Origin of the sequence: Streptomyces sp. NPDC085937 (assembly GCF_044540535.1) — a bacterium.
Classification (GTDB): Bacteria; Actinomycetota; Actinomycetes; order Streptomycetales; family Streptomycetaceae; genus Streptomyces.
The window spans coordinates 683954-706668 of sequence record NZ_JBITSH010000001.1 but is presented as its reverse complement, the minus strand read 5'-3'; the positions used below and the strand labels follow the sequence as shown (position 1 = coordinate 706668).

At 68.0% G+C, this 22715-nt stretch carries 30 protein-coding genes and 2 pseudogenes; 1 reads left to right on the top strand and 31 read right to left on the bottom strand.

Annotation, left to right across the window (positions count from 1 at the left end; all coding sequences use genetic code 11):
• Position 1 precedes the first annotated feature (1 nt).
• The 30 genes and pseudogenes from rplR to ACIF8S_RS02925 form a co-directional block, all read right to left on the bottom strand.
• The gene (gene rplR / locus ACIF8S_RS03070) at positions 2-385 is read right to left on the bottom strand and encodes a 50S ribosomal protein L18 (protein WP_004927235.1); all 384 of its coding nucleotides are present in this window, start codon (positions 383-385) and stop codon (positions 2-4) included.
• Positions 386-388: 3 nt separating this feature from the next.
• The gene (gene rplF / locus ACIF8S_RS03065) at positions 389-928 is read right to left on the bottom strand and encodes a 50S ribosomal protein L6 (protein WP_024883205.1); all 540 of its coding nucleotides are present in this window, start codon (positions 926-928) and stop codon (positions 389-391) included.
• 24 nt (positions 929-952) lie between these two features.
• Positions 953-1351, bottom strand: a complete 399-nt coding sequence (gene rpsH, locus ACIF8S_RS03060) for a 30S ribosomal protein S8 (RefSeq protein WP_024883204.1) — start codon at positions 1349-1351, stop codon at positions 953-955.
• 211 nt (positions 1352-1562) lie between these two features.
• Positions 1563-1748 (bottom strand): type Z 30S ribosomal protein S14, encoded by a 186-nt coding sequence (locus ACIF8S_RS03055; protein ID WP_003948630.1) that lies wholly within the window; start codon positions 1746-1748, stop codon positions 1563-1565.
• A gap of 5 nt (positions 1749-1753) precedes the next feature.
• On the bottom strand, positions 1754-2311 hold the full coding sequence (gene rplE / locus ACIF8S_RS03050) for a 50S ribosomal protein L5 (protein WP_006130773.1): 558 nt from the start codon (positions 2309-2311) through the stop codon (positions 1754-1756).
• A complete protein-coding gene (rplX, locus tag ACIF8S_RS03045; protein WP_024883202.1) occupies positions 2311-2634 on the bottom strand; it encodes a 50S ribosomal protein L24 in 324 nt (107 codons plus the stop codon). Before rplX ends, rplE begins: the two co-directional genes overlap by 1 nt.
• Before the next feature lie 2 nt (positions 2635-2636).
• On the bottom strand, positions 2637-3005 hold the full coding sequence (gene rplN, locus ACIF8S_RS03040; protein WP_003998823.1) for a 50S ribosomal protein L14: 369 nt from the start codon (positions 3003-3005) through the stop codon (positions 2637-2639).
• A 128-nt stretch (positions 3006-3133) separates the two neighbouring features.
• Entirely contained in the window at positions 3134-3421 is a 288-nt protein-coding gene (gene rpsQ / locus ACIF8S_RS03035) for a 30S ribosomal protein S17 (RefSeq protein WP_019526950.1), read from the bottom strand.
• Positions 3418-3642, bottom strand: coding sequence for a 50S ribosomal protein L29 (rpmC, locus tag ACIF8S_RS03030; protein WP_003974259.1), 225 nt, complete (start codon positions 3640-3642; stop codon positions 3418-3420). Before rpmC ends, rpsQ begins: the two co-directional genes overlap by 4 nt.
• The gene (gene rplP, locus ACIF8S_RS03025; protein WP_004984526.1) at positions 3642-4061 is read right to left on the bottom strand and encodes a 50S ribosomal protein L16; all 420 of its coding nucleotides are present in this window, start codon (positions 4059-4061) and stop codon (positions 3642-3644) included. Before rplP ends, rpmC begins: the two co-directional genes overlap by 1 nt.
• A gap of 5 nt (positions 4062-4066) precedes the next feature.
• On the bottom strand, positions 4067-4894 hold the full coding sequence (rpsC, locus tag ACIF8S_RS03020; protein ID WP_004927271.1) for a 30S ribosomal protein S3: 828 nt from the start codon (positions 4892-4894) through the stop codon (positions 4067-4069).
• The gene (rplV, locus tag ACIF8S_RS03015; protein ID WP_006130776.1) at positions 4894-5241 is read right to left on the bottom strand and encodes a 50S ribosomal protein L22; all 348 of its coding nucleotides are present in this window, start codon (positions 5239-5241) and stop codon (positions 4894-4896) included. Before rplV ends, rpsC begins: the two co-directional genes overlap by 1 nt.
• Positions 5242-5285: 44 nt before the next feature.
• Entirely contained in the window at positions 5286-5567 is a 282-nt protein-coding gene (rpsS, locus tag ACIF8S_RS03010; protein ID WP_031076666.1) for a 30S ribosomal protein S19, read from the bottom strand.
• Between the two features lie 12 nt (positions 5568-5579).
• On the bottom strand, positions 5580-6416 hold the full coding sequence (rplB, locus tag ACIF8S_RS03005) for a 50S ribosomal protein L2 (protein ID WP_033272458.1): 837 nt from the start codon (positions 6414-6416) through the stop codon (positions 5580-5582).
• A gap of 38 nt (positions 6417-6454) precedes the next feature.
• Positions 6455-6874: a 50S ribosomal protein L23 gene (gene rplW / locus ACIF8S_RS03000; RefSeq protein ID WP_399996968.1), complete on the bottom strand. Its 420-nt coding sequence runs from the start codon at positions 6872-6874 to the stop codon at positions 6455-6457.
• The gene (gene rplD, locus ACIF8S_RS02995; RefSeq protein ID WP_349790926.1) at positions 6874-7533 is read right to left on the bottom strand and encodes a 50S ribosomal protein L4; all 660 of its coding nucleotides are present in this window, start codon (positions 7531-7533) and stop codon (positions 6874-6876) included. The genes rplW and rplD overlap by 1 nt, the downstream gene beginning before the upstream one ends.
• An 8-nt stretch (positions 7534-7541) precedes the next feature.
• On the bottom strand, positions 7542-8186 hold the full coding sequence (gene rplC, locus ACIF8S_RS02990) for a 50S ribosomal protein L3 (RefSeq protein WP_024883197.1): 645 nt from the start codon (positions 8184-8186) through the stop codon (positions 7542-7544).
• Positions 8187-8202: 16 nt separating this feature from the next.
• Positions 8203-8511 (bottom strand): 30S ribosomal protein S10, encoded by a 309-nt coding sequence (gene rpsJ, locus ACIF8S_RS02985; RefSeq protein WP_003948644.1) that lies wholly within the window; start codon positions 8509-8511, stop codon positions 8203-8205.
• Between the two features lie 433 nt (positions 8512-8944).
• Positions 8945-9433 carry a hypothetical protein gene (locus ACIF8S_RS02980; protein ID WP_399996966.1) on the bottom strand — a complete coding sequence of 163 codons (489 nt, stop codon included), beginning with the start codon at positions 9431-9433 and terminating at the stop codon, positions 8945-8947.
• A 696-nt stretch (positions 9434-10129) separates the two neighbouring features.
• Entirely contained in the window at positions 10130-11104 is a 975-nt protein-coding gene (locus tag ACIF8S_RS02975; protein WP_230229084.1) for an SUKH-3 domain-containing protein, read from the bottom strand.
• A 549-nt stretch (positions 11105-11653) separates the two neighbouring features.
• Positions 11654-11839: a DUF397 domain-containing protein gene (locus ACIF8S_RS02970; RefSeq protein ID WP_058916784.1), complete on the bottom strand. Its 186-nt coding sequence runs from the start codon at positions 11837-11839 to the stop codon at positions 11654-11656.
• A pseudogene (locus ACIF8S_RS02965) lies at positions 11836-12077 on the bottom strand (Scr1 family TA system antitoxin-like transcriptional regulator); the annotation flags it as partial. The pseudogene ACIF8S_RS02965 and the gene ACIF8S_RS02970, both read right to left, overlap by 4 nt.
• 89 nt (positions 12078-12166) lie before the next feature.
• Positions 12167-12589 (bottom strand): hypothetical protein, encoded by a 423-nt coding sequence (locus ACIF8S_RS02960; protein ID WP_399996964.1) that lies wholly within the window; start codon positions 12587-12589, stop codon positions 12167-12169.
• A 166-nt stretch (positions 12590-12755) separates the two neighbouring features.
• The gene (locus ACIF8S_RS02955; protein ID WP_399996963.1) at positions 12756-13172 is read right to left on the bottom strand and encodes a contact-dependent growth inhibition system immunity protein; all 417 of its coding nucleotides are present in this window, start codon (positions 13170-13172) and stop codon (positions 12756-12758) included.
• 82 nt (positions 13173-13254) lie between these two features.
• Positions 13255-13452: pseudogene (locus ACIF8S_RS02950) on the bottom strand (polymorphic toxin type 28 domain-containing protein); the annotation flags it as partial.
• Between the two features lie 3 nt (positions 13453-13455).
• Positions 13456-14007: a hypothetical protein gene (locus ACIF8S_RS02945; protein ID WP_399996962.1), complete on the bottom strand. Its 552-nt coding sequence runs from the start codon at positions 14005-14007 to the stop codon at positions 13456-13458.
• Positions 13992-18464 carry a DUF6531 domain-containing protein gene (locus tag ACIF8S_RS02940; protein ID WP_399996961.1) on the bottom strand — a complete coding sequence of 1491 codons (4473 nt, stop codon included), beginning with the start codon at positions 18462-18464 and terminating at the stop codon, positions 13992-13994. Before ACIF8S_RS02940 ends, ACIF8S_RS02945 begins: the two co-directional genes overlap by 16 nt.
• Before the next feature lie 177 nt (positions 18465-18641).
• The gene (locus ACIF8S_RS02935) at positions 18642-19115 is read right to left on the bottom strand and encodes a hypothetical protein (protein ID WP_399996960.1); all 474 of its coding nucleotides are present in this window, start codon (positions 19113-19115) and stop codon (positions 18642-18644) included.
• A gap of 42 nt (positions 19116-19157) precedes the next feature.
• Positions 19158-19805 carry a hypothetical protein gene (locus tag ACIF8S_RS02930; protein WP_399996958.1) on the bottom strand — a complete coding sequence of 216 codons (648 nt, stop codon included), beginning with the start codon at positions 19803-19805 and terminating at the stop codon, positions 19158-19160.
• Positions 19806-19905: 100 nt separating this feature from the next.
• Positions 19906-20238, bottom strand: coding sequence for a cupin domain-containing protein (locus ACIF8S_RS02925; RefSeq protein WP_399996957.1), 333 nt, complete (start codon positions 20236-20238; stop codon positions 19906-19908).
• A gap of 88 nt (positions 20239-20326) precedes the next feature.
• Here ACIF8S_RS02925 and ACIF8S_RS02920 point away from each other — a divergent pair, with 88 nt between their 5' ends.
• Positions 20327-21085: a YqjF family protein gene (locus ACIF8S_RS02920; protein ID WP_399996956.1), complete on the top strand. Its 759-nt coding sequence runs from the start codon at positions 20327-20329 to the stop codon at positions 21083-21085.
• Between the two features lie 57 nt (positions 21086-21142).
• On the opposite strand, the gene gdhA is transcribed toward ACIF8S_RS02920, so the two are convergent.
• Positions 21143-22501: an NADP-specific glutamate dehydrogenase gene (gene gdhA / locus ACIF8S_RS02915; RefSeq protein ID WP_399997072.1), complete on the bottom strand. Its 1359-nt coding sequence runs from the start codon at positions 22499-22501 to the stop codon at positions 21143-21145.
• Between the last annotated feature and the right edge of the window lie 214 nt (positions 22502-22715).

Below are 22715 nucleotides of genomic sequence, written 5' to 3'. Positions count from 1 at the left end.
CTCAGAACTTCAGTCCGGCTTCGCGGGCGGCGTCCGCCAGAGCGGCGATGCGCCCGGCGTACTGGTTGCCACCACGGTCGAACACGACGGCCTCGACACCGGCGGCCTTGGCGCGCTCGGCGACCAGGGCGCCGACCTGCTTGGCCTGCGCGGACTTGTCGCCCTCGCCACCGCGGACGGACGCGTCCAGGGTGGACGCCGACGCCAGGGTGTGACCCTTCAGGTCGTCGATCACCTGCGCCACGATGTGGCGGTTGGAACGAGTCACGACCAGGCGAGGACGCTCGGCGGTGCCGGCGACCTTCTTGCGGATCCGGATGTGACGACGCTTGATAGCAGCACGCTTGTAGGCGTCGCCCTTGAGGATCTTCTGCCCGTATGCCATGGCTTACTTACCCGCCTTTCCGACCTTGCGGCGGATGACTTCGCCCTCGTACTTGACGCCCTTGGCCTTGTACGGGTCGGGCTTGCGCAGCTTGCGGATGTTGGCCGCAACCTCGCCGACCTTCTGCTTGTCGATGCCCTCGACCGAGAAACGGGTGGGGGCCTCCACCTTGAAGGTGATGCCCTCGGGGGCCTCGACCGTGATCGGGTGGCTGTAGCCGAGGGAGAACTCCAGGTTCGAACCCTTGGCGACAACGCGGTAACCGACACCGCTGATCTCGAGCTTCTTCACGTAACCCTGGGTCACGCCGGTGATCATGTTCGCCACCAGCGTGCGGGACAGGCCGTGCAGGGCCTTGTTCTGACGCTCGTCGTTGGGGCGGGTGACGTTCAGAACGCCGTCCTCACCCTTGGCGATCTCGATCGGCGCCACGACGGTGTGGGTCAGCGAGCCCTTGGGGCCCTTGACCGAAACCGTACGGCCGTCGATGGTGACGTCCACGCCGGCGGGAACCGCGATGGGGAGCTTGCCGATGCGCGACATAGCTGTTTCCTCCGTTCCCTTCCGCTACCAGACGTAGGCGAGGACTTCCCCACCCACGCCCTTCTTGCCGGCCTGCTTGTCGGTGAGGAGCCCGTGCGACGTGGAGATGATCGCCACGCCGAGGCCGCCCAGCACCTTCGGCAGGTTGGTGGACTTCGCGTACACCCGGAGACCGGGCTTGGAGATCCGCTTGATGCCCGCGATGGAGCGCTCACGGTTGGGACCGAACTTGAGGTCCAGGACGAGACTCTTGCCGACCTCGGCGTCCTCGACCTTCCAGCCCGTGATGAAGCCCTCCTGCTGGAGGATCTCCGCGATGTGCGACTTGATCTTCGAGTGCGGCATCGCCACGGTGTCGTGGTACGCCGAGTTCGCGTTCCGCAGACGCGTAAGCATGTCTGCGATCGGATCAGTCATGGTCATGAATTGGCCTTCGGCCTCTCTCGCCGGGGTTTCCTGGTGCGCCATCCCTCTCCCCGATCCGAGACGGGACGGGTGCGGCGCGGTGGACCTACGGCGTAGTAAGTCGTATGGGCACGGCAGGCGCCCAACCCCACAAGCCTAAGCCATGGGGAGTGGGCGTCCTGCCGCCCCAGTTGCTTACCGAGAGTCCTGGGAGTGGGGAAGTACCCGACTACCAGGAGCTCTTGGTCACGCCCGGCAGCTCGCCACGGTGAGCCATCTCACGAAGGCAGACGCGGCACAGGCCGAACTTGCGGTACACGGAGTGCGGACGGCCGCAGCGCTGGCAGCGGGTGTAGCCGCGCACTCCGAACTTGGGCTTGCGAGCAGCCTTCGCGATGAGAGCCTTCTTCGCCATCTCGCTCACGCCTCCTTGAACGGGAAGCCGAGGTGACGGAGAAGGGCACGGCCCTCTTCGTCGTTGGTCGCCGTGGTCACCACGGTGATGTCCATACCCCGGACACGGTCGATCTTGTCCTGGTCGATCTCGTGGAACATGACCTGCTCCGTGAGACCGAAGGTGTAGTTGCCCCGGCCGTCGAACTGCTTGGGGGACAGACCGCGGAAGTCGCGGATGCGCGGGAGCGCGAGCGACAGGGTGCGGTCCAGGAACTCCCACATGCGGTCGCCACGGAGGGTGACGTGGGCACCGATCGGCTGGCCCTCACGCAGCTTGAACTGCGCGATGGACTTGCGGGCCTTGGTGACGGCCGGCTTCTGACCGGTGATCGTGGTGAGGTCGCGGATGGCGCCCTCGATCAGCTTGGAGTCGCGGGCGGCGTCGCCCACACCCATGTTGACCACGATCTTGACGAGGCCGGGAACCTGCATGACGTTCTCGTAGGAGAACTGCTCACGCAGCTTGCCCGCGATCTCCTCGCGGTACTTCGTCTTCAGACGCGGAGTGGTGGTGGTCGTCATCAGATGTCCTCACCCGTCCGCTTGGCAACGCGGATCTTGTTGCCCTCGTCGTCGAAGCGGTAACCGACGCGCGTGACGACCTTGTTGCCGTCCTTCTCCACGACCAGCTGGACGTTGGAGACGTGGATCGGGGCCTCGGTGGTCACGATGCCGCCGGCCTGCGAACCGCCTGCGGTCGGACCGGCCTTGGTGTGCTTCTTGACCCGGTTGACACCCTCGACCAGGACGCGGTCCTCGCGGGGGAAGGCCGCGATGACCTTGCCCTGCTTGCCCTTGTCCTTACCGGTGATGACCTGAACCAGGTCGCCCTTCTTGATCTTCATGCTCACAGCACCTCCGGCGCGAGGGAGATGATCTTCATGAACTTCTTCTCGCGCAGCTCACGGCCCACGGGGCCGAAGATACGGGTGCCGCGAGGGTCGCCGTCGTTCTTCAGAATGACGGCGGCGTTCTCGTCGAAGCGGATGTACGAGCCGTCCGGACGGCGGCGCTCCTTGACGGTGCGAACGATGACCGCCTTGACGACGTCACCCTTCTTCACGTTGCCACCGGGGATCGCGTCCTTGACGGTGGCGACGATGACGTCACCGATGCCCGCGTAGCGGCGACCGGAGCCACCGAGCACACGGATGCAAAGGATTTCCTTCGCACCAGTGTTGTCGGCGACACGCAGTCGCGACTCCTGCTGGATCACGTCTATCTCCTGTTTGTCTGCCGGTTCCCCGGGGGCCGTTCAGGAACGGCCCCCGGAGCCTGGCGGAACTGTCCTGCGAGGAATGCCCCGCAGGAACGTACTGTTTGGAATTCCCTTGCGGGAATTACCTACTTGGCCTTCTCGAGGATCTCGACGACGCGCCAGCGCTTCGTGGCGGACAGCGGCCGGGTCTCCATGAGGAGGACGCGGTCGCCGACACCGGCGGCGTTCTGCTCGTCGTGCGCCTTGAGCTTGTTGGTACGGCGGATGACCTTGCCGTACAGCGCGTGCTTGACGCGGTCCTCGACGGCGACGACGACGGTCTTGTCCATCTTGTCGCTGACGACCAGACCCTCACGGGTCTTACGGAAACCGCGGGCGGCCTTCGTCTCTTCAGTCACGTTGTTCTCGCTCATGCGCTCTCCACCGTCTCGATGCCCAGCTCGCGCTCACGCATCAGGGTGTAGATCCGCGCGATGTCCTTGCGGACGGCCTTGAGCCGACCGTGGTTCTCGAGCTGACCCGTGGCCGCCTGGAAGCGGAGGTTGAACAGCTCTTCCTTGGCCTCGCGGAGCTTCGCCAGAAGCTCCTCGTTGCCCAGCTCGCGCAGCTCTGACGCCTTGGTACCGGCCGACATCACGCTTCACCTGCCTCGCGCTTGACGATCTTGCACTTCATCGGCAGCTTGTGAGCCGCACGGGTCAGGGCCTCGCGCGCGATCTTCTCGTTGGGGTACGACAGCTCGAACATGACGCGTCCGGGCTTGACGTTGGCCACCCACCACTCCGGGGAGCCCTTACCGGAACCCATGCGGGTCTCGGCCGGCTTCTTGGTGAGGGGGCGGTCCGGGTAGATGTTGATCCAGACCTTGCCGCCACGCTTGATGTGGCGGGTCATGGCGATACGAGCCGCTTCGATCTGACGGTTCGTCACGTACGCCGGGGTGAGCGCCTGGATGCCGTACTCGCCGAACGCAACCTGCGTGCCACCCTTCGACATGCCGTTGCGCTTCGGGTGGTGCTGCTTGCGGTGCTTGACCCTACGGGGGATCAGCATGGTGGTCAGGCCTCCGTTCCGGTGCTCTCAGCCGGAGCGGCCGCCGGAGCCTCGGCCTTGGGGGCCTCGGCAGCGGGAGCCTGCTGCGGCTTGCGACCGCGACCGCCACGCTCGCCACCGCGGCCACCACGGGCCGGGCGGTCGGCACCGCCACGGGCCGGGCGGTTGCCGGCGCGGGCAGCGGCGTTCTCGGCGCGGACCTCGGCGATGTTCTTGACGTCGCCCTTGTAGATCCAGACCTTCACGCCGATGCGGCCGAAGGTCGTCTTGGCCTCGAAGAAGCCGTAGTCCACGTTCGCGCGGAGCGTGTGCAGGGGCACACGGCCCTCGCGGTAGAACTCCGAGCGGGACATCTCGGCGCCACCGAGGCGGCCACCGCACTGGATCTTGATGCCCTTGGCGCCCGCCTTCATGGCCGACTGCATGCTCTTACGCATGGCGCGGCGGAAGGAGACGCGGGAGGAGAGCTGCTCGGCGACGGCCTGGGCGACCAGCTGAGCGTCGGTCTCGGGGTTCTTGACCTCGAGGATGTTCAGCTGGACCTGCTTGCCGGTGAGCTTCTCGAGGTCGCCGCGGATGCGGTCGGCCTCGGCGCCACGGCGGCCGATCACGATGCCCGGACGCGCGGTGTGGATGTCCACACGCACACGGTCGCGGGTGCGCTCGATCTCGACCTTGGAGATGCCGGCGCGCTCCATGCCGGACGTCATCATCCGACGGATGGCGACGTCTTCCTTGACGTAGTCCTTGTACAGCTTGTCGGCGTACCAACGCGACTTGAAGTCGGTCGTGACACCGAGCCGGAACCCATGCGGGTTAACCTTCTGGCCCATTACCGGGTTCCTTCCTTGCTGCTGACGACCACGGTGATGTGGCTGGTCCGCTTGCGGATCCGGTAGGCGCGGCCCTGGGCGCGCGGACGGAACCGCTTCAGGGTCGGGCCCTCGTCGACGTAGGCCTCGGAAATGAAGAGGCTGTCGACATCGGTGTGGTCGTAGTTGTGCGCGGCGTTGGCAATGGCGCTGTCCAGCACCTTGCCCACCGGCACGCTCGCGGCCTGCGGGGCGAAACGCAGGACCGCCTGAGCCTCCGTGGCGTCCATGCCACGGATGAGGTCCACCACGCGGCGGGCCTTCATGGGCGTGACGCGGATGTACCGCGCCTGGGCCCTGGCTTCCATGGTTGTCCCTTCAGTGTCTGTCATGGTCGATTGCACCCCGCCGACTAGCGGCGCTTCGACTTCCGGTCGTCCTTGACGTGGCCCCGGAAGGTGCGGGTCGGCGAGAACTCGCCGAGCTTGTGGCCGACCATCGACTCGGTGACAAACACCGGGATGTGGGTCTTGCCGTTGTGCACCGCGATCGTGTGGCCCAGCATCGCCGGGACGATCATCGAGCGACGGGACCAGGTCTTGATGACGTTCTTGGTACCGGCTTCGTTCTGCGAGTCCACCTTCTTGATCAGGTGGTCGTCGACGAAGGGTCCCTTCTTCAAGCTACGAGGCATCTCAACCCGTCCTTAGCGCTTCTTGTTCGTCTTGCGGCGGCGGACGATGTACTTGTTCGACGCCTTCTTGGGCGAACGAGTACGGCCTTCCTTCTTGCCCCAGGGGGACACGGGGTGACGGCCACCGGAGGTCCGGCCCTCACCACCACCGTGCGGGTGGTCCACCGGGTTCATGACGACACCGCGGACGGTCGGGCGGACGCCCAGCCACCGCTTGCGGCCCGCCTTGCCCCAGTTGATGTTGCTCTGCTCGGCGTTGCCGACCTCGCCGACCGTGGCGCGGCAGCGCTGGTCGACCAGGCGGATCTCACCGGAGGGCATGCGGAGGTGGGCCATGGTGCCCTCCTTCGCGAGCAGCTGCACCGAGGCGCCGGCGGAGCGGGCGAACTTGGCGCCGCCGCCGGGACGCAGCTCGATGGCGTGCAGCGTCGTACCCACGGGGATGTTGCGCAGGGCAAGGTTGTTGCCCGGCTTGATGTCGGCCCCGGGACCGTTCTCGACGCGGTCGCCCTGGTTCAGGCCACGCGGCGCGAGGATGTAGCGCTTCTCGCCGTCCGCGTAGTGCAGGAGCGCGATGCGCGCGGTGCGGTTGGGGTCGTACTCGATGTGCGCGACCTTCGCCGGCACGCCGTCCTTGTCGTGACGACGGAAGTCGATCACGCGGTAGGCGCGCTTGTGGCCACCGCCCTGGTGGCGGACGGTCACACGACCGGAATTGTTACGGCCGCCCTTGCTGTGCAGGGGACGGACCAGCGACTTCTCCGGCGTGGACCGCGTGACCTCGACGAAGTCGGCGACGCTGGAGCCACGACGGCCCGGAGTCGTCGGCTTGTACTTGCGGATACCCATTTCTCAGTCCTCGTCCGATATCGAACGATCCTGACCGCTTACGCGGTCGGACCGCCGAAGATGTCGATACGGTCGCCCTCGGCGAGGGTCACGATCGCGCGCTTGGTCGCCGCACGCTGGCCGAAGCCGGTGCGGGTCCGCTTGCGCTTGCCGATGCGGTTGATCGTGTTGACCCCGGTGACCTTGACCTCGAAGACCGCCTGGACGGCCTGCTTGATCTGGGTCTTGTTCGCGTTGGGGTCGACGAGGAACGTGTACTTGTTCTCGTCGATCAGCGCGTAGCTCTTCTCCGACACGACCGGCTTGAGCAGCACGTCACGGGGGTCCGTGTACGACTTGCTCGCCGGGGTGACGACGGTGTTCTTGCCTTCGGCCTCGTGGCGGCGCGCCTTGGCGACGCGACGGGCCTTGGCCGCCTTGGCGGCCTTCGAGGCGATCGAGGGGTGACGGGCAGCCATCAGACCTCGCTCCCTTCGTTGTCGTTGGCCTTGTTCGGGCCGGCGACGAAGGACTCGAAAGCGGCCTTGGTGAAGACCACGTCGTCCGAGACGAGAACGTCGTACGTGTTCAGCTGGCCCGGCTCCAGGATGTGGACCTGGGGCAGGTTGCGGGCGGAAAGCCACGCGGCCTCGTCGGCGCGGTCGACGACCAGGAGCAGGTTCTTGCGCTCCGAGATCTTGCCGAACAGCGTCTTGGCGGCCTTCGTCGAGGGGTTCTCGCCCTCGACCACGCCGGTGACGACGTGGATGCGGTTGTGGCGCGCCCGGTCGGTGAGGGCGTGACGCAGGGCGGCAGCCTTCATCTTCTTGGGCGTGCGCTGCGAGTAGTCGCGCGGCACGGGACCGTGCACGACGCCACCACCGGCGAACTGCGGCGCGCGGGTCGAGCCCTGACGGGCGCGGCCGGTGCCCTTCTGGCGGTACGGCTTCCTGCCGCCACCACGGACCTCGCCACGGGTCTTCGTCTTGTGGGTGCCCTGGCGGGCAGCGGCCAGCTGCGCGACGACGACCTGGTGGATCAGCGGAACGCTGACCTTCTCGACGTCGAAGATCTCCGCGGGGAGCTCGACGGTACCGGCCTTGTCGCCCGCCGGCGAAAGGATGTCAACAGTGCTCATCGGTTACCTCAGGCCCCCTTGGCCGCGGTGCGGACCAGGACGAGGCCGCCGTTCGGACCAGGAACCGCGCCCTTGATGAGCAGCAGACCCTTCTCCGCGTCAACGGCGTGGACGGTCAGGTTCTGGGTGGTGACCCGCTCGTTGCCCATACGACCCGCCATGCGGAGGCCCTTGAACACACGACCCGGGGTGGCACAGCCACCGATGGAACCGGGCGAGCGGTGCTTGCGCTGGGTGCCGTGACCGGCGCCGAGGCCCTTGAAGTTGTGACGCTTCATGACACCGGCGAAGCCCTTGCCCTTGCTCTTGCCGGTGACGTCGACCTTCACGCCGGACTCGAAGACCTCGGCGGTGACTTCCTGGCCCAGCGTGTACTCGGAGGCGTCCGACGTGCGGATCTCGACGAGGTGACGACGGGGGGTGACGTCGGCCTTGGCGAAGTGACCCTTGAGGGGCTTGTTCACCTTGCGCGGGTCGATCTCGCCGAAGGCGATCTGGACGGACTCGTAGCCGTCGACGTCGTTCGTGCGGACCTGGGTGACGACATTGGGGCCGGCCTTGACGACGGTGACCGGGACGACGCGGTTGTTCGCGTCCCACACCTGCGTCATGCCGAGCTTCTCGCCCAGGATGCCCTTGATCTGCTTTGCCATCTCTAGATCACCGGCCTCAGAGCTTGATCTCGATGTCGACACCGGCCGGGAGGTCGAGTCGCATCAGAGAGTCAACGGTCTTGGGGGTCGGGTCGAGGATGTCGATCAGGCGCTTGTGCGTGCGCATCTCGAAGTGCTCGCGCGAGTCCTTGTACTTGTGCGGCGACTTGATGACGCAGTACACGTTCTTCTCAGTGGGCAGCGGCACCGGGCCCGCGACCGACGCACCAGTGCGAGTCACCGTCTCGACGATCTTCTTCGCCGAAGAGTCGATGACCTCGTGGTCGTAGGCCTTGAGCCGGATGCGGATCTTCTGTCCCGCCATGGCTACTTCGTAGTCCTGTCTCTCATTACGCTCTGGAACCCGGAGCGGCTCCCCTCACCTCCGACCCACGCGGTCGGGCGTGTCGCGCTCCCGCTGACACAGATGTCCCTTGTTCGAACATCCCTGCGGGATTGACACGGCCCTACCAGAACCGCGGACCGGGGGCGAAAGGCCCACCGGGCGCCTGGCCGGCGCCGCACCACACTTCCCGGAAGATTCCCGTACGTCCGCCCCTAATCAGGGACGACGAGTACTGTGGGACTCGCTTCCGGTCCTCCCGGCGGGAGGCGCGCAGCATCAACGCTCGACCGAGCAACTCGGACAGTCTGCCACAGAGGGAGGGGGACTGGCCAATCGGGCGGAAGAGAGTACCCCGGGGGGTGGCGTGAGCAAACCCACCCGCTGTCGGCGGGCGGGTTTCGAACCAGTGCGACTATGCGTGCAGACGTGCGACGGCGAAGTCCAGGAGGTCGTCGACTCCGATCTCCCGCGGCCTGCCGTCTCCTGTGTTCCACTCCGCGATGTGGTACGCCCCGTGCCATTCGACCCGCCAGACGTCACCGTGCCGGTTCTCGAACTCGACGAAGCTGCCGGCGCCGCCTTCGATCGCGCGCAGCTCGTCGAGGAGCCGGTCGGGGTCGGCGAGACCACGCCCTGGGTCGGTGCTGCGCCCTCTGGTCCTGGTGTTGGCATACCTCATCTTCAGGAAGGGCGAGGGACCTCGGCGCAGGTCGGTCAGACCGAGCGTGCGGTAGCGGGTGATCGCCTCGTCGAGTGTCTCGTTGCCGGAGAACTCGCAGGAGTACGCGGGAAAGGCGAGCCGTACGCGCGGCGTCAGCTCGGGCCTCTCGTTCTTGTAGAACCGGTGCACCTCGGGAGCGATGCCGACGACGGCGTCGGAGCGCGTGCCCTCCGGGGCCACGAAGCCCTCAAGAGCGCCGACGAAGGCATTGCGCGCGAAGATCTCGTCCTCGTGCTCGCGAGCGAAGGCAAGGGTGCGCGTCGCGAGCTCCGCGTCGTACGAATCCCTGCCACTGAGCTGCAGCAGCCTCTCGCCGTCCCTCGAAAGCGCCCCGGCGAAGTCGATCCCGGGCGCCGGCGACCAGTGCCAGGCGTCGACGAGGCCCGGCAGGGGGAAGCTCCCGCGAACCGGGTCACTTCTGCCCGAACATCCATCATGTCTCCATCGTCACGTGCATGAGTATCCCTCTCCGACTTCCTGAATGAACGTCTCTGTCATTCGCCCCCCCTCCTCGCGAGTTCTCGCTTGGCGCGAAGGGCGCCGGTCTCCGCGATGCCGCCGGCAGGATCGGGGACAGCCCGGATCCAGGGACCCTGGCTCCGGGGCGTGCACTCGGCGAGCGTCCAGACGTGTGAGCCCTTCGGAGGGGCCGACCGCGTTTCCCACCCCGTGAGGTCCCCGACGGACGCACCGTGCGGGCTGATGTCGGGGTTGATTCCATTGGTGATGATGTTGTCGGCGGCGCTTCGGAAGGTGCCATGGCACAGATCCACCGTGCACAGGGCTTCCAGCCCGAGTGGATCCTTCCGCTGCGGTGGATTCTTGACGTACGCGTAGTGGTTCGGCGCCGGCGGACGGCCGAGGGGGCCCGGGCGGTCATGGGGTGGCCTCCGGGCGGATCCGGGAGGTGAGCCTGCGCAGGGCTTCGTCAGGGGTGGGGGCCAGCAGGTGGACCTGGTCCATGCCCGCGTACACGGCGCCGTCCTCCGCCATGGCGAGGTACTGGTTGCCGCGGTCCCGCGTACCGATGGGGTACAGCTCGGCACCCGCCTGTTCGGCGAGGTCGTCGATGATCTCGGCGTCCCACATCGCCGCGAGGGGGTCGAGCGAGAACTCCATCCACGGCATCGAGTCCGCGGGCTCCCGGTGGGGGACGCCCAGGGCACCGAACTCGGCGAGGAAGCGGCGGGCGGCGTCGTGCAACTCGAACTCATCGGTGTGCAGGAGAATGCTCTCCCACGTGTCCGTGGCCACTTTCCGGCCCGGGGACCAGCCCGCCGCCCTCAGCACACGTCCCGTCTCCTCAGGTCGACGCGACTCGGTGTCCGGACCGGCGTGCCCGGCACGGAAGCGCCGCCAGAAGGGGTGCTCCTGGGCTGCCCCTCCAGGTGACCAGAGCCCGGACTGCGCCCGCTGTGTCTCCACCAGGCGGTCCAGCGCCTGATCGATGCTCGTCCCTATCGGTTCCGCACTCTCCCGCACGAGGTGGATCACACCGTCTTCGCTGATGCCGAGAAGGCTTGCTCCCTGGTCCGCGGTGCCCACCGGACACAACGACGTTCCCGCTTCCCGGCAGGCCTCGGCGAAGCGCTCCCTCTGCCACGCGGCCCCCAGGGGGTCGAACCGGACCGCCGACGCGGTGGTGATCGAGTCGGCCGGCCAGCCGTACGTGACAAGGCCGCCGAACTCGGCGAGGAACGCCTCGGCGGCGCCATGGAGCACGAATGCCCCGCGCTCGCCCAGTACCGACCCCCAGGTCCCCGTGGGCACGGCACGTCCAGGCTTCCAGCCCGCACGGCGCAGCACGTCCCCGGTCTCCCGCGACCACCCGCGTGTCAGGTCGTTACTCACTCACACCACCGCCCGAACTCCCAGTTGATCCAGCACATGAACACAGGACGGGCACGGCGCCTTCGGTGTTCCGTGCACCGGATTGCCCTCCGCACGTGAGTTCACGGCCGCCATCGTCCCGCAGGGGCGAGCTGGTCCGGCTCCTGGACCGGACCACCGTCTCAGCGCTGATCAAGGCCTCGACCGCGTGGCCGACCGCATCGACTTCCTCGCCGCTCTGGCAGACCTCGTCCTCGTTCCGGAAGCGAAGCCACGTGTCAAGGAACATGACGAACTCCACCGCATCCTGGAGGACAGCTGCTGGGGCTTCGGCGAGGAGTACGCACTACACGTCAGTGGTCGCAGCCTTCACGAGGTACTCGTCCAGCACCGCGGGCTGCTCGGCCGCGATGCGTTCTCGGCATGGTGGAATTCAGCCAGATCAGATCGCGCAGTGAGGCACGGGCGTCGCACAGGGGGTGCGTGCGGAGCCCCGACGACTGATCCGTCACCGGCGCGGAACACCCCACGCGAGACTTCAGCTTCGCGTGGGGCGCGGGCGTCGTGGGGTCAGCTCTGCGACGCGTAGGTCACGAAGTCCCCCCACGCCTCCGGCGTGAGCGTGAGCCGCGGGCCGGATGCGTTCTTGGAGTCGCGGACGTGGACGGTGGTGGTGGGGGCGATTTCTATGCAGTCATTGCCGTTACTGCTGTCGCTGTAGCTGCTTTTGAACCAGTGAAGTTCGGGCGTGCTCATGGCTCTCTCAGCGTTTGCTCGATGGATGCCAGAGACTCCTCTGGTGTGAGCGCCTGAGCCCGGATGATGCCATGGCGCAGGTCCAGGACGCGGAGCTGCCTGGGGTTCGACACCGGGCGGCCTCCGAAGTCAGCATCGGTACGCCCCATCCCCGTACCATCTGCGAACTTCAGCACTTGGATACGGCCCCCAGTTCGGGATGGTTCGCGCGGGTGGTCGGCATCACCTGAAGCTCCACTCCGATGACGGCTCAACCAGCCAGCCACCGAGGCACGCGCGACATCCCGCGCCCCAGTGCCGGCCATGGCCCGGCCGGCCTGTCGCTCCTCAGGAACGCCGACCGCGCAGGGACCGCCAGGCGTCACCCACCGCTTCACCGGAGCGCAGCCACCAACTCTCCAGCTTGTTCCGCGCCTTCGACCGCACCTTCCGCCACTTGAACGACAGGGGCAAATTCCGGAACGGTACGGCGTAGAGAGTGTCTGCAATGGCGTGCATGGCAAGGCCTTTCGGCCCTTCATCGCGGAGGGCTGCGTACAGTTGCGGCGTCAGATTTCGATTGACCCGCGCCGCCGCACCCGCGGCAGTGAACGCGTACCTTCGTTGCTCGGAATCCGAAAACTGCATCGCTCTGACAATTCGCGGCGCCGCCTCCTCCAACGAACAGTTGTAGGCCAGCCCGATCGCCGCGGTGCCGAGATGGTTTTCACCACGCTCGCATGCCGCGTCCCATTCTGCCGGGTCGTCCATGCCCAGCAGCCCTTCGCCACCTTCCCAGTCACATTCAGACGCCATACCGCACCATTGCCTCCACCCGAACTCCACACGAGACGTCACTTGGTATCCAAAGCCACCATGCGGCCCGACCGTACGGGAGGTGGCGACACTGTCCGCGCTATGTCGTGGGCATCGGCCATCACGATGCCTCGGGAACTGCGGCGCAGAAGGCAGCGGCCTCCTCCCGTACATAGCGCGAGAGGTCGACCAGTGTCTCGACAGTCGCCTTCAGCTCACGGGCCAGCTCCGGGAACTGTTCCCACACCTGCGTCTTCCGCGTCACCACTGCGTACAGAAGGTCGTCGTCGTACCAACCTCCCGCGATCTGGGACGGGGCCGTGTCCCGGAGGATGCGGACCGCGAGTGGGAGCAGCCAGAGCAGCCCGACGTCCTGGGTGATCAGGCGGGCCAGCTCGTCGGGCCGAAGGTCGCCGACAGGGCGACGCCGCAGTTCGTGGACCGCTCTGACCAGCGCAGTGGCGTCCTCCGGCGGCTCGGTCCAGCGCTGCCCCTCGAGCCGTTCCAGGGACTGGGTGGGGTCGACGGGCTGGGACACCGAGGAGTCCTTTCGCGATTGCCGACTGGCAGGGGGAGCACCTTCCCGGCCCGGCTCCTTGGCCGGTAAGCCTCTCCCTCCGTTTCTTGATCAGTACTTCCAGTCCCCGTTCGGTGAACCCCTGCGGCGGGCTCTGCATCTCCCGCTCGATGATCTTGCGGATGCTGTTCAGACCGTTGGCCTCGCGCCGGGCGGCGCCCATTTCAACGGGGTTGTGGGCGGCGTCGTACGCGTACGTACTGACCGTGCCGGCCGGGGTGGTGCGACGCGGGCGGTACAGAGGTCACCCGGCGTCATTGTGCGGATTGGGTTCCGTCCTGAGGATGTGCAACACCTGCCAACGGGCTTCCTCCCAACGGGCCCGGCGAGCTACAAGACGCTCATCGGCACCGCCCTCACAATGTTGGGCGACCCAGCGGCCGACCTCCGCCTGCAGTTGGCGGGCGACGGACAGGCAGGAAGGGTGACTGAACGGACCCCGCTCGTACGCCTTGTCCAGCATCAATCCCACACCGACACGCGCCGCATCCACCGTGAACTGCGCTTCGCCGGCAAGGAAAAACATGTTGGAAACCCTCCGCTCGGCAACCGCATCCAGGCGTTCCCTGACTTCCAACAAGCGAGGCACGGCCTCTCCTAGGTCAATCGCCTCATGAGCCGCCTCGATGTACTCCAAGCACGCGGACAGTACCGGTTCCTCGATTCCTTCCCGCTCCAGATCCAGCACATGCCATGCGAAGTCCAACGCCAGATGGCCCGCTCGCGGACCGTCCATCTCGTCCAGCAGATCACTGAGGAGCCTGGGAAATACAATCATGATCAGCTTCCGCCCCACGCGCCGCGACCACGACTGAGAATGCTCAACAATTTTCCGGTGTCACCCGTCGCAATCTCGTACTTCTCAAGACCGAGACTCTTCGCCGCTCGAGCCGCATTTGTGAATTGGTTACCCTTGGTGACCTTGTCGGCATTCATCTTGTGGTCGACCACCCACCCGACCTTATGATTCTTGTTGGTCATGTCCACGATCACGAAATCTCCCTCTGCCTGCTTTCCGTGAGTACGGTAGACGCGCAAGTTCGTTCGTTTCTCCAGAAGTTTCTCCACGAACTCCCGCTCCGGCGGGCTCATCTCGTACGGCGTGCCCTTCTTCACCTGCTGCCCCGGCCTCACCCTGATCGGCGGGTACGGGGAGAGCCCGTAGGGGTCGAGCCACGTCAGAGGGTTGTGGACGTACGTGTCCGGGTTCGGGGCCGCGGTCAGACCCAGGGGATCCGGGCTGAGGTACCGACCCGTCTCGGGGTCGTAGTGGCGGTGCAGGTTGTAGTGGTGCCCCGTCTCGGCATCGTGGTACTGGCCCGGGAAGCGCAGGGGCGTGTACGCCGTCGCGTCGGGGTTCCATGTGGTCACCCCCCACAAGGTCGAGGTACGGCGCCAGACGACGGTGCCGTGCTCGTCGAGCAACTCACTGGGGAGCCCGATGGAGTCGGTGACGATGGCGTAGAAGCGGCTGTCCACCTCGTCCTGCGGCAGGCCTTCGACACGCGTGTACCGCTCCGCCTGTGCCAGCGGCTCCATACCGCTCTCGTCGAACTCCCAGGTCATGGTCTGGGCAACGGGCACTCCGGCCATGGTCGTGCACTGCTCGACCAGAATCCCCTCGTGCCAGGTGAACCGGGTCTCCTCCAGCACGGTCCGCCCGTCGTCGCCCAGGCGTTGCTTGGCCGTACGGCGCCCGAGCGGGTCGTAGTGGTAGCGCCAAACGGTCCCGTCGGGGGTAATGACCTCCGACAACCGGTCCTGCGCGTCCCAGGTGTAACGCCACACGTCCGGCTTCCGGGACAGGCGGGTGCGGCGCCGTACGGTGAGCCGCCCGCTCGCGTCATGCTCGTACCGCGTCCGTCCGGCGGCGACAAGCCGCGCTCCTGCGTACTCGCGCGGCCCCGAAGCCTCGGTACCGGGGTGCGTCGGGGGCCAGTGGGCCTCCGACTGGTTGCCCTCTCGGTCGTAGACGTACGTCTCGGTCCAGTCGGCCGCGTGTACCTGGACGACCCTCCCGGCGGTGTCGAGGCTGTAACTCCGTGGCCCGGCTCCGGACGGTGCACCGTCCGGCCTCCACAGGTACTCGTGCGAAGACACCACCGAGCCGTCGGGCCCGCGCACCCGGCTGCCGACCAGCCTGCCGGCGGAGTCCCACGCCTGCGCCAGGTGAAGGGCTTGCTCCCAGGTCCGGCTCGTCTCCCGACCTTCCGCGTCATGGGCCGAGGCCACGGTGTGTCGGCCCGAGGTCAGCCCGGTCCTCCGGCCGGCGGCGTCGAAAGAGTACGTCGTGTCGGCACCGGAGGGGGTGCGGCGCCGGATGAGCTGCCCCGCCGGGTCGTACGCGAGGTGCAGTGTGTGCCCGTTGATCGTCTCCTCCGTCAGCTGCCCCGAGGCGTCGTACGAGCGGGACAGTCGTCCGCCCGGCCATACGGCCCCCGTGAGGCGGCCGGACGCGTCGTAGGTGAAGTCCGTGGCCTCACCACCGGACTCGGTGCGTACCAACCGCCCCATTACGTCCCGGGTGTGACGGATGACCTCGTCGGCCGCGCTGGTCCGTGCGGTGAGCCGGCCCGACGCGTCGTACGCATAGCGGACGACCCGGTTCTCGAAGTCCGACTCCTCGGTCAGACGCCCTGCGGCGTCGTAGGTGTAGTCCCAGGTACGGCCCGTCGGGCCGGTCACCCGTGTCAGCCGGAGCGACGGGTCGTACTCGAAGCGGTACTCCGTCCCGTCGGGGTTGGCGCGGGCGCTGGGCAGGTCGAAGTGGGTGTAGGACCAGCGGGTCTCGGCGCCCATCGCGTCGGTGTGGCCCGTGCAGTTGCCCTCCGCGTCGTACGTCCAGGACTCGGTGGACCCGTCGGGACGGGTGAGGCCGAGCAGCTCGCCCTCCGTGTTCCAGCGCCACCAGGTCACGGTGCCCAGTGGGCCGGTCTCCGAGAGCCTCCGGCCAAAGGCGTCACGTTGCAGCAGTGTTCGTCCGCCGAGCGGGTCCGTGGCCTCCACGATGAGGCCCGCGTCGTTGTTCACGAGGTGGGTGACCGCTCCGAGGGCGTCCGTGAACTCCACGAGACCGCCCTGCTCGTCATAGCGGAAACGGCTCGTCGCTCCCGTGGGGTCGGTGAGGGTGAGACCGTTGCCACGTGCGTCGTACGTGCGCAGCCACCGTCCTCCGTCCGGCATCGCCGTCTCGACGGGCAGGCCCAGCTCGTCGTACGCGATCGTCGTCCGGGTCCCGTCCGGATAGCGGATGACTAGGGGGCGGCCGAGTTCGTCGTTCACGTACTCGGTGGTGTGGCCGAGTTCGTCGGTCTGAGAGACAACGTGGTGGTGGTCGTCGTAGGCGGTGTGTGTGATCCCGCCGAGAGGATCGATCTCGGCGACGACCTGGCTGCCGGCGTTGACGACGAAACGACTGACCGCGCCTTCGGCCGTGGTGAGAGTGGTGACGCGGCAGTCGGGCCACCTGGAGTCGATGCCGTCGTAGTCGAGGGTGACGGTGATGTGGCCGGCCTCGCCGCCTTCGGCGACGCAGCGGTCCCATTCGTCGTAGGTGTACGCGTAACGGCTGTTGTTCCTGTCTGTCCAGGACGTGACGCGGAGACGGTGGTCGTAGGTGAAACGCAGTGGCAGGCCCGAGGAGTTGATCACTTCGGTCAGACTGCCTTCGGTGTAGCCGTAACGCCTGACGACGACGTCCGACCCGTCCTCGGCGGCGCCGAGCAGACTGAGGGTGGTGACCCGGCCACCTTCGGTAGTGAAGGCGAGGTGGTAGCCGCCGGAGTGACGCATTGCGAGCGGAGTGCCGTGCTCGTCGTGGTCGAAGGTGATCGTGTGGTGGTTGCGGTCACTGATACCTGTGATCAGTGCGATGCCCTGACCGTCGGGGCGGGCGAAGTGACGGGTGTGCCCGGTCGCCGGGTCGTCGATCCGGTAGCCGCCGCCCTCGGTGCGAGTCAGTGGCCACCGCGGCCCTGCCACGGGAAGTACTGGTGTCTGTACGTCTACCGGATGCGGGTACGCGATCAGCAGTCCGTCCTCGGTGACATACACGATGCCGGCCGTGTCGACCTCGAGTCGTTGGTCGATGGTCGAGGCCCAGGTGGGACCGAACCACCAGCCGCACCGGTAGTCGGAGGCGACGCGTCGCGTGAAGACGAGCGGCAGCAGACCCGGCAACTCGATGTCCGACTGCGGCAGGTACATCGCGCCCGTGGCCATGTCCACGGGGTCGCTGCCTTTGGAGCGGACCACCTTGCTCAGCCGGTTCCAGGCCCCCTTGGTACCAGTGACCATGCTGCGGGCGCTCTTGCCCAGACCCCGTACGGCCGCCGCCATGCCCCTGAGGCCGCCTTGCCCCAGGGCTTTGGCACCCCGGGCGAGTCCGCCGAGGGTGGTCAGCCCCTTCATGCCGGGTATGCAACCCAACGCGGCGAGCCCGACGTCCCAGAGGGAGGCCTGGCCTTTGGAATATTTGTAGAGCGTGTCGGCGAGGACGACGAGGGCGGCGATGAGGACGATCGCGCCGAGGATCGGCCCGCCGATGATCATCGCGACGATGCCGACGACCGCCACCACGATCTTGCAGGCCGCGACGATGTTGTCCCAGTTGTCGGTGAACCAGTCGCCGATCTCCTCCCACCACGACCGGTTCTGGATCCCCGCGTCTGAGGCCTCGTCGATCTTCGACTTCGCGTCCCGCGCCGCCTCCTCGCGCATCTTCCGCGCGTCCGCGGCCATCTTCTTCGCCGCGTCCAGCGCGTTCTGCGCGGACGTCACATCCGACTGCGCCTTCGTGTGCGCGCTCTTGGCGCTCTGCACGTCCCGGGTCGCGGCCCGCACCTTCGCCTCGTCGGGCTTGTCCGCGTCCGACTTCGACCCCGTCGGGTCGTCCTTGTACTTGTCGGCCTCCTTCGTCGCCCGCCCCACCCACGACTCCGCCGACGCCAGCTTCGACTTCGCCGACGTCAGGTCCGCCTGCGCCTCACGCGCCTTCGCCAACGCCTTGTCCGCCAGCGCCTGCGCCCGCTCCAGCTTCGGCCAGTAGTCCGCCAGCGCGTCCCCGCACAGCGCGTACGACTTCTCCAGCTTCCGCAGATTCTTGGGAACGCCGGAGAACTCCTCCTTGAACACCTTCGCCGACTTGCCGGCCCACTCCGCCAACGTCCCCTCACCGGCCATTCCCTTGACCAGACGCAACGCCTCGGAGACGTCATCGGCGAAGTCGTGCAGGAACCTCGCGAGCTTGCGCACCCGCTCCGGGTCGCCGGGCGTCGGATCCTTGTCCAGATCAAGGACATGCCAATCACTCGGCCGATGACCCGCCATCCCGCAACCCCCGTCACGCGCACATCGCCAACACCCGTATGCACACGTGAACTTACCGGGCACGGCTGTTCGACTGAAAGGCCGGACAGCTGCCGCCCGTGTTCAGGAACGGCGCTTCCGCAGAGCCCGCCAGGCATCCCCCACCGCGTCTTCCCCTCGCAGCCACCACCCCTCCGCCTTGTCCCGCACCGCCCGGTACACCGCCCACCGCTTCAACCACGGCGGCAGGTCGCGGAACGGTACGAAGGTCAGGGTGTCGTCGACGGCGTTAACCGCGATGCTTCTGCGGCCGGGACCCGCCGCCCGCAGCACCTCGTACAGCTCCGGTGTCAGCGCCCCGTTCAGCCTTGCCGCCGTCCCCACCGCCGTGAAGGCGAAGCCTCGTTGGGCGGTGTCCCGGAGTTGCGTCGCGCGGACGAGACGCGGGGAGGCGTCCTCCAGCGGGCAGTTGAAGGCCAGGCCGATCGCCGCCGTGCCCAGACTCCGCTCACCGCGTTCGAATGCGGCGTCCCACTCCTCCGGGTTGTCGAGCCCCAGGAGGCCCTCCCCGGTCGCCCAGTCCCACGACCGCGTCATGCCCGCTCAGCCCGCTCAGCCCGCTCAGTCCGCTCAGTCCGCTCAGTCCGCGAACCGGAACGTCGACGTGATCGCGTCGAAGATGTCGAAGAAGGACTCCGCCAGGTCCAGGACCTGGCTGCTGCCCGCGACCAGGGCGACCTTGCCCTCCTGCCCCGGCACCGGGATGAACGTCTGCATCAGCACCGCCCGGATCGTGCGGCCGAGTTCGTCGCCCGGTACCGGCACGTCCTCGATGCCGTACGTCCGGGCCGCCGGGCCGACGCCCGGGATGTCGACGGTGGTCACCTCGCGCCAGGAGTCGCCCTCCCGTTTCGCCTCCTTGACCGCGAGCTGGGCGGTGACCGCCTCGGGGTCGGTGGGGAGCGGGTCGCCCTTGCTGGTGCGGCCGCCGACCAGCGAGACGGTGACCGAGCCGGTGATCGGGGTGTCGCCCCCGAAGGTCTCCGCCATGCAGCCGCAGTACAGGGCGCCCGACTTCCAGGCGTCCGCCGCGGCCTTGCGCAGGAAGGAGATGTACGTGTCGCGGTGCGGGGCCAGTTCGGGGTGGGCGCGCAGGCGTTCGGTCACCATGCGGTGGATCGAGTCGTCCCGCGACTCCGGCCGTACGTCGAACTCCCACCAGCTCTCCGGCACCTTGATCCGGAAACCGCCCCGTTCGACGGTCAGCGTTTCCATGTAACGGGCCATGTCGCCGGCGTCCCCCTTCGGTCGATGACGTGCCGACATCGTGTCATCGCACCGTCATCGCGTGCGGCGCGGGGCCCTCAGTCGTCCAAGTTCACCGACGTCAGCCCTCCTTCGCGACCGTCAGCAGCACCGCCGCGTCCTCCAGGGCGTGCAGGCCGTGCCGGGCGTCCGGGATGGCGAGGAGGTCGCCGGTGCGGCCCTCCCAGTCCGCGGCGTCGCTGGTGAGGCGGACGCGGCCGCGCAGGACGAGCAGGGTGGCCTCGCCGGGGCTGTCGTGCTCGGCGAGGCTCGTGCCGGCGGTCAGCGCGAGCAGCGTCTGGCGCAGGGTGTGCTCGTGGCCGCCGTGGACGGTGGTCGCGCTGCGGCCGCTGGAGGCGGTGGCGGCCTGCTCCAGGTGGGTGCGGACGAGGGCGTCGAGCGAGAGCTTCTGCATACGTCCAGCGTGGCCGACGCCTCCGCGCCGCGGCCAGGGCCACATGGGCCACCGCTGAACACCGCGGCGCCTCCGCGATACTGGCGCCGTGCCCTCCACCCCGCAGCCCGTGACGCCCGACCCGCCGGAGACGATCGCGCGTCCGCTGCTCACCCAGTCCTGGCTCGACCTGACCTTCGTGCACTGGGCGGTGGACCCGGCCGACGTGGCGGGGCTGCTGCCGCCGGGCGCCGTGCCCGACACCCTCGACGGGGTCACGTACGTCGGTCTCGTCGCGTTCCGTATGCACCGGGTGGGCTGGCTGAGGCTGCCGGGCGTGCCGTACCTGGGGAACTTCCCGGAGACCAACGTCCGCCTCTACTCGGTGGACGACCACGGGCGGCGCGGGGTGGTGTTCCTCTCCCTGGACGCCTCCCGGCTGATCCCGGTGCTGGCCGGCCGCCTCGGCTTCGGGATGCCGTACCTCTGGTCGCGGATGCGGGTGCGGCACGTCGACGACCGCACCGTCACGTACACGGCCGCCCGGCGCTGGCCCGGCCCGCGCGGCGCCGGTACGCGGCTCACCGTGCGGCGGGGAGAGGCTATCGCCGAGCCGACGGAGCTGGAGCACTTCCTCACCGCCCGCTGGGGCATGCACGGCACGTTCTTCGGGCGGTCGATGTATCTCCCGAACGCCCATCCGCGCTGGCCCCTGTACCGGGCCGAGCTGCTGGAGTGCGAGGAGGACCTGGTCGCGGCGGCCGGGCTGCCGGCACCGGCCGGGGCACCGGTCAGCGTGCTGTACTCCCCGGGCGTCCCCGCCCGCTTCGGCCGCCCGGCCCGTCCGGCGGGCATCCCCACCCCCTGAACGGCGGCGGGGCCGAGGGCGCGATGCCCCCGGCCCCACGACCGTACGCCGTACGCCTCAGATGACGCCCTGCGCCAGCATCGCGTCCGCGACCCGCTCGAAGCCGGCGATGTTCGCGCCGGTCACGTAGTCGCCGGGGGCACCGTAGCGCTCGGCGGTCTCCGCGCAGGTGCTGTGGATGTCGGTCATGATCCGGGCCAGCTCGGCCTCGACCTGGTCGGCCTTCCAGCTGGTGCGCGACGCGTTCTGCGTCATCTCCAGCGCGCTGACGGCGACACCGCCCGCGTTGGCCGCCTTGCCGGGGCCGAAGGCGACGCCGGCCCGCTGGAAGAGCTGCACGGCCTCCGGCGTGGTCGGCATGTTCGCGCCCTCGGAGACCGCCTTCACACCGTTGCGGATGAGGGCGTCGGCGTCGACGGCGTTCAGCTCGTTCTGCGTGGCCGACGGCAGGGCGACGTCCGCGGGGACCTCCCAGACCCGTCCGCCGGGCACGAACCGCGCGGAGGCGCCCCGGCGGTCCGCGTAGTCGCTCACCCGGCCGCGCTCGACCTCCTTGATCTGGCGCAGCAGCTCCAGGTCGATGCCCTTCTCGTCGACGACGTAGCCGCCGGAGTCGGAGCAGGTGATCGGGTTGGCTCCCAGGGCGGCGAGCTTCTGGATGGTGTAGATCGCGACGTTGCCGGAGCCGGAGACCACCGCGGTCTGCCCCAGCAGTTCCTCGCCGCGGGCGCGCAGCATGGCCTCGGCGAACAGCACGTTGCCGTACCCGGTGGCCTCCGGGCGGATGAGCGAGCCGCCCCAGCCGGCGCTCTTGCCGGTGAGGACGCCACCCTCCCAGCGGTTGGTGATGCGCCGGTACTGGCCGAAGAGGTAGCCGATCTCGCGGGCGCCGACGCCGATGTCACCGGCGGGAATGTCGGTGTACTCGCCGATGTGCCGGTACAGCTCCGTCATGAACGACTGGCAGAAGCGCATGACCTCCGCGTCGCTGCGGCCCTGCGGGTCGAAGTCGCTGCCGCCCTTGCCGCCGCCGATGCCGAGCCCGGTGAGCGCGTTCTTGAAGATCTGCTCGAAGCCGAGGAACTTGATGATCCCGAGGTTCACCGAGGGGTGGAAGCGCAGGCCGCCCTTGTACGGGCCGAGGGCGCTGTTGAACTCGACACGGAAGCCCCGGTTGACGTGCACGCGGCCGTTGTCGTCCGTCCACGGCACCCGGAACATGATCTGCCGCTCGGGCTCGACGAGCCGCTCCACGAGGCCGGGGTCGGCGTACTCGGGGCGCGCGGCGAGTACGGGGGCGAGTGTCTCCAGCACCTCACGCGCTGCCTGGTGGAACTCCGGCTCGGCCGGGTTGCGGCGCTCCACCTCGGCACGGAGCTGGTCGAGCGAGATCTTGGGGTCGGGGCGTGAGGTCACGGAGGTCACGGGGTCCCTTTCTTGCACGGCGGGCGGCCGGTTCGCGGGCGCATGGGGGACCCATGGACGGGAACCGGTGAGGAGCGCTCGGCGCCGTTGCCGCGCGCGGGACGGCGGCCGCCCGTTCGTATACGACAGGACGGCCGACCCTCCCAGTGTTACTCCTGCGTTAAGCGGATACCAAGGGGCGAGCCCGATCGTCCGCTATCTGGAC